Here is a 297-nt window from a genome sequence, read left to right as displayed (position 1 = left end):
TCGCACCTGTTAATAGGTCAGCATCAGTGAAAATAAGTGTGCCGTCTTCTTCAACGCTGAACTGTTGGTCTTGAGGTACTGGCAGGTCATTAACTGGGTTAACGGTTAGGTCAGCCGATGCTTGAACGGTATTGGTACCATCTGAGATATCGAAGCTAATATCGATATCACCATTGAAGTTCTCATCTGGCGTGATGGTGAAGCTGCCGTCATCATTAGCTACAACCGTCGCATCTCCACCAACCGTAAGGTCGCTAGCCGTAAGGTCATCGCCTTCAACATCTGATGCTTGAGAAA

Annotated in this window: 1 protein-coding gene; it reads right to left on the bottom strand. The window is 47.1% G+C overall.

Translation table 11 applies throughout. From position 1 onward, the window contains the following. A partial coding sequence (locus AB4329_RS22450; RefSeq protein ID WP_372139324.1) for a cadherin-like domain-containing protein occupies nucleotides 1-297 on the bottom strand: 297 nt, incomplete at both ends.

It is taken from the genome of Vibrio sp. 10N.261.54.A5, assembly GCF_041471145.1.
In the GTDB taxonomy this organism is placed as follows: domain Bacteria; phylum Pseudomonadota; class Gammaproteobacteria; order Enterobacterales; family Vibrionaceae; genus Vibrio; species Vibrio crassostreae_C.
This window is presented reverse-complemented; position numbering and strand designations above follow the sequence as displayed.